Genomic DNA, 5,270 nt, shown 5'->3' with positions numbered 1-5,270 from the left:
GTCGCCCGGACCGGCATCGCGACCCGGCCGGTCACGGTGAGCCCGTAGCCCTCCAGCCCGGCGCGCTTCTCCGGGTTGTTGGTCAGCAGCCGCATCGAGCGCACACCCAGGTCGGACAGGATCTGCGCGCCGATGCCGTAGTCGCGGGCGTCGGCGGGCAGCCCCATCGCCAGGTTCGCGTCGACGGTGTCGGCCCCGGCCTCCTGCAGCTGGTAGGCCTGCAGCTTGTGCAGCAGGCCGATCCCGCGGCCCTCGTGCCCGCGCATGTAGAGGACCACGCCGCGGCCCTCCTCGGCGACGGCCTCGAGCGCGGCGTCGAGCTGCGGTCCGCAGTCGCAGCGCAGCGAGCCCAGCACGTCACCGGTGAGGCACTCGGAGTGCACCCGGACCAGCACGTCCTCGCCGTTGCCCTCGGGGGTGCCGACGTCGCCGACGACCATGGCGATGTGCTCGATCCCGTCGAGCAGCGAGTCGTAGCCGTAGGCGCGGAAGTCGCCGTGGTCGGTGGGGATCCGGGCCTGGGCGACGCGCTCGATGTGCTTCTCGTACCGGCGCCGGTAGGCGATCAGGTCGGCGATCGTGATCAGCGTCAGGTCGTGGTCGGCGGCGAACACGCCCAGCTCGTCACCGCGGGCCATCTCGCCCGCGTTCTTCTCCGAGACGATCTCGCAGAGCGCCCCGGCCGCCGGCAGCCCGGCCATCCGGGCCAGGTCGACCGCGGCCTCGGTGTGCCCGGGCCTGCGCAGCACGCCACCCTCGCGGGCCTGCAACGGCAGCACGTGACCGGGCCGGACGAGGTCGTTCGGCACGGTGCCCGGGTCGGACAGCAGCCGGATCGTGTGCGCCCGGTCGGTGGCCGAGATGCCGGTGGTGATGCCGTTGCTGGCGTCCACGGTGACGGTGAACGCGGTGCGGAACGAGTCGGCGTTGGTGTGGTGCATCGGCGGCAGGTCGAGACGCCCGCAGTCGGCCTCGGTCAGCGCGACGCAGATGTACCCCGAGGTGTAGCGCACGGTGAACGACACCAGCTCGGGTGTGGCGCGGGCCGCGGCGAAGATCAGGTCGCCCTCGTTCTCGCGGTCCTCGTCGTCCATCACGACGACGGCCTTGCCCTCGGCCAGGTCCGCGATCGCCTTCTCGATCAACGCGAACCGTTCGGCGCGCTCGGTCGGGCTCATCGTCATGTGCGAGGAGCGCTGGAGCTTGTCCGCGTCCTGTCCGTGTGCCTGCAGCGAGTCCGTCACCGGCCGGCCCCTTCCTGTCCCGACCCGGTGTCCGGCCCGTCCGTGGCGTGCTGCGCACGGTCGTGCAGGTATCCCGCGGTCATCCGTTCCACGTACTTCGCTATCACATCGACCTCCAGGTTGACCGTGTCTCCCGGCCGGCGCACCCCGAGGGTGGTGTCGGACAACGTGGTCGGGATCAGCGCGACCCCGAACCCGTCCGGGTACACCGCGGCCACGGTGAGAGAGACCCCGTCCACCGCGATCGAGCCCTTCTCCACGACGTACCGGGAGAGCTCGGCCGGGAGGCTGAACCGGAGCTCGTCGCTGCGCTCGCCCGGCTCGCGGCCGAGCAGGGTCGCGATGCCGTCCACGTGCCCCTGCACGATGTGCCCGTCCAGGCGTCCCCCGGCCGGTACGGCCCGTTCCAGATTGACGGTCGACCCGGCCCCGACGGCGCCGAGCGAGGTCCGCTTGAGCGTCTCCGGGACCAGCTCCAGCCGGATCAGGCCGTCCGCGGCGCCGGCCCGGTCCGGGTCGACGACGGTCAGGCAACAGCCGTTCACCGCGATCGAGTCGCCGTGCGCGACGTCGGCGACGCGGTGCCCGCGCACGGTCAACACCACGACGTCGTCGGACTGCCGGACGTCGGCGACCTCGCCGACCTCCTCCACGATCCCGGTGAACATGTCTCCTCCTGCCCTACCCGGTCGCCCGCGACGTCGCGGGCGTCCCGGTCCGCGCCGGACGGGCGTCGACGAGAACGTCGACGCCGACCCGGTGCACCTCATCCACGTGCAACCGCACGATGTCCGCGATCGTTCCCACACCGGCGTCACCCAGGGCGGTGTTCCCCGACCCGAGCAGCGCGGGCGCGAGGTAGGCCAGCACCCGGTCCACCCGCCCGGCCGCCACGAACGCCCCGGCCAGCGTGGGCCCGCCCTCGAGCAGCACGTCGACGACGTCGCGGGTGTCCAGGGCGTCGAGCACCGCGTCCGGGTCGTGGGTGCGCAGGTGCAGCACGTCGTCGGCGGCCAGCGCGGCGCCGGCGGGCACGTCCCGGTGCCCGACCACCACCCGCAGCGGCTGGTGCTCGGCGAGCGTCCCGTTCGGGTGGCGCGCGGTGAGCGCCGGGTCGTCGGCCAGCACGGTGCCGGTGCCGGCGACGATCGCGTCCATCCGCGCGCGCAGTGCGTGCACGCCCTCGCGCGCGGTCTCCCCGGTGATCCACCGGCTGGTGCCGTCCGCGGCCGCGACCCGGCCGTCGAGGGTGGCGGCGAGCTTCCAGGTGACGTGCGGGCGCCCGGTGCGCTGCCGGTGCAGCCACCCGCGCAGGGGCCCGGCGGCGACGTCGTCGGCCAGCGAGCCGAGGGTCACCTCGACCCCGGCCGCGCGCAGCCGTTCGACGCCGCCCGCAGCCACCGCGTTCGGATCCCGCAGCGCGACGTGCACGGCCGAGACCCCGGCCGCGAGCAGCGCGTCGGTGCAGGGCGGAGTGCGGCCGTGGTGCGCGCAGGGCTCCAGCGTGACGACCGCGGTACCGCCCGCGGCGCGGTCCCCGGCCTGGCGCAGGGCCGCGACCTCGGCGTGCGGGCCACCGGGCGGGGCGGTCGCACCGACGCCGACGACCTCGCCCGCGGCGTCGAGCACGACGCAGCCGACCGACGGGTTCGGGCTGGTCCGGCCGTGGCTGCCCACCGAGGCGTGCAGGGCACGCCGCATGGCCGCGTCGATCCCGGGGTGCGCCGACGGCCCGCCCGGCACGGCGCCCGGGCCGTCCGGCACGGTCACCGCAGGGGTCCGGTCACGTCGCCCACCGGTGCGGGTTGCTGCGGCGGACGCTGTCGCGCAGGGCCGCGACCGCCCTCCCGGGGTCCTCCGCTCCGTAGACGGCCGACCCCGCCACGAAGCAGTCCACCCCGGCCTCGGCCGCCTCGGCGATCGTGTCGGCGTTGATCCCGCCGTCGATCTCGACGAGCAGGCGCAGGTGCCCGGTGTCCACCAGTCGTCGCGCGGTGCGGACCTTCTCCAGGACCTCGGAGATGAAGCTCTGCCCGCCGAATCCGGGCTCGACGCTCATCACCAGCAGCGTGTCGTAGTGCTTGAGCACCTCGAGGTGGGGCTCCAGCGGGGTGCCCGGCTTGATCGACAGCCCGGCGAGGGACCCGGCGGCACGCAGGTTCTTCGCCAGCGCGACCGGGTCGTGTGCCGCCTCGACGTGCACGGTGACGTTGTGCGCACCGGCCTCGGCGTAACCGATCGCCCACCGGTCCGGGTCCTCGATCATCAGGTGACAGTCCAGCGGGATGTCGGTGGCCCGGCGCAGGCTCTGCACCACCGGCAGCCCGAGGGTCAGGTTCGGCACGAAGTGCGCGTCCATCACGTCGACGTGCAGCCAGTCCGCGCCGTCCCCGCCGGACGGGGCCACCGCGGCGGCCTCCTCGCCCAGCCGGGCGAAGTCCGCCGAGAGGATGCTCGGAGCGATCAGAGGGTGCACGACCGCAGGTTACTGCCCGCAACGCATAGGTCTCCCCACCCCCGCCGGAGGTCGTCGTCACACCGCGGGCCACTGCTCCGGCCGCCGGCCGCACATCCTCCGGCCCGGGGTCCCGGCACGCTCCGGACCCGCCGTTTCCCGGGCCGGCCGCCTCTCGGGACCGCTACCTGTCGGGCCGCTACCTGTCGGGGCGGCGCAGCAGCGAGACGAACATCGCGTCGGTGCCGTGCCGGTGCGGCCACAGCTGCACGGTGGGGCCCTCGCCGAGGGCCGGGGTCTGCTCCGGCAGGTACTGCCGAACGTCGAGCCGCTCGACCTCGGCCAGCTCGGTGCCGCGGCGCAGGGCCTTGGCCAGCACACCGATCGTCTCCGACAGGTGCGGCGAGCAGGTCACGTAGGCGACGACTCCGCCGGGGCGGACGTGGCGCAGCGCGGCCAGCAGCAGCTCACGCTGCAGCTTGGTCAGGGCGGACACGTCGTCCGGGCTGCGTCGCCAGCGCGCCTCCGGACGTCGGCGCAGCGCCCCGAGCCCGGTGCACGGCGCGTCCACCAGAACCCGGTCGAACTGCCCGTCGGGCAGCGGCGCCTCCCGGCCGTCCGCGGTGTGCACGGTCACCGGCAGGTCGACCACGGCCTTGCGGACCAGCTCGGAGCGGTGCTCGGAGTGCTCGACCGCGTCCAGCGTCCCGCCGTTCACGGCGACCAGCCCGCCCAGCAGGGCCGACTTGCCGCCGGGCCCGGCGCAGAGGTCGAGCCAGCGACCGCCGTCCGGGCCGAGGAGCTCCGCGCGGGCCAGTGCGAGCGCAGCCAGCTGGCTGCCCTCGTCCTGGACGATCGCCATGCCCTCGGAGACGGGCTCGAGCTCGCCGACGTCGCCGGTGCCGGCCTCGAGGTGCACGCCGTAGGGCGAGTACGGCGCGGGCTCGCCTCCGGTGGCCAGCGCCAGCTCCTCGGCCGAGATCTCCCCGGGGCGGGCCAGCAGGTGCACCACCGGACGGGTGTCGTCCGCCGCGAGGGCGTCGACGAGCTCGTCGCCGGTGGTGCCGAGGGCGTCCGCGAAGGCCTGGGCGATCCAGCGGGGGTGCGCGTGCCGCAACGCGGCGGACCCGACCGGGTCCTGGGCCGGGTCCGGGGCCAGCTGCTCGAGCCAGGCGGCCTCGTCCTTCTCCCCGATCCGGCGCAGCACGGCGTTGACGAAGCCCGCCGAGCGGGAACCGGCGTCACCGCGGACGAGCTCGACGCAGGTGTCGACGGCGGCGTGCGGGGGCACCCGGGTGCGCAGCAGCTGATAGGCGCCCAGGCGCAGCGCGTCCAGCAACGGATGCTCGATCTTGCTCAGCGCACGGTCGGTGCAGGCGTCGATCACGGCGTCGAGCAGGCCCTGGGCGCGCAGGGTGCCGTAGCCCAGCTCGGTGGCCAGCGCGGCGTCGCGGTCGCGCAGCCGGTGCCGACGCAGGATCCCGGGCAGGGCGAGGTTGGCGTAGGCGTCGCGCTCACGGACCGCGGTCAGTAGCTCGTAGGCGGCCTGACGTGCAGGGTCGACGGCCGGT

At 74.7% G+C, this 5,270-nt stretch carries 5 protein-coding genes; all 5 read right to left on the bottom strand.

Features of this window, described 5'->3' with window-relative positions; genetic code table 11:
- Positions 1-1,178: bifunctional 3,4-dihydroxy-2-butanone-4-phosphate synthase/GTP cyclohydrolase II (locus I4I78_RS30050; protein WP_218614890.1), on the bottom strand; the 1,178-nt coding region annotated here is incomplete at its 3' end.
- Between the two features lie 62 nt (positions 1,179-1,240).
- Positions 1,241-1,912, bottom strand: a complete 672-nt coding sequence (locus I4I78_RS30045) for a riboflavin synthase (protein WP_218614886.1) — start codon at positions 1,910-1,912, stop codon at positions 1,241-1,243.
- A 13-nt stretch (positions 1,913-1,925) separates the two neighbouring features.
- Positions 1,926-2,945, bottom strand: a complete 1,020-nt coding sequence (gene ribD / locus I4I78_RS30040) for a bifunctional diaminohydroxyphosphoribosylaminopyrimidine deaminase/5-amino-6-(5-phosphoribosylamino)uracil reductase RibD (protein ID WP_218614889.1) — start codon at positions 2,943-2,945, stop codon at positions 1,926-1,928.
- An 82-nt stretch (positions 2,946-3,027) separates the two neighbouring features.
- Positions 3,028-3,711, bottom strand: a complete 684-nt coding sequence (gene rpe, locus I4I78_RS30035; protein ID WP_218614888.1) for a ribulose-phosphate 3-epimerase — start codon at positions 3,709-3,711, stop codon at positions 3,028-3,030.
- Between the two features lie 187 nt (positions 3,712-3,898).
- Positions 3,899-5,270: RsmB/NOP family class I SAM-dependent RNA methyltransferase (locus I4I78_RS30030; protein ID WP_226380699.1), on the bottom strand; the 1,372-nt coding region annotated here is incomplete at its 5' end.

Source organism: Pseudonocardia sp. KRD291 (assembly GCF_019263595.1).
GTDB lineage: Bacteria > Actinomycetota > Actinomycetes > Mycobacteriales > Pseudonocardiaceae > Pseudonocardia.
Note: the sequence above shows the minus strand (reverse complement) of the source record. Positions and strands in the feature narration are given on the sequence as shown.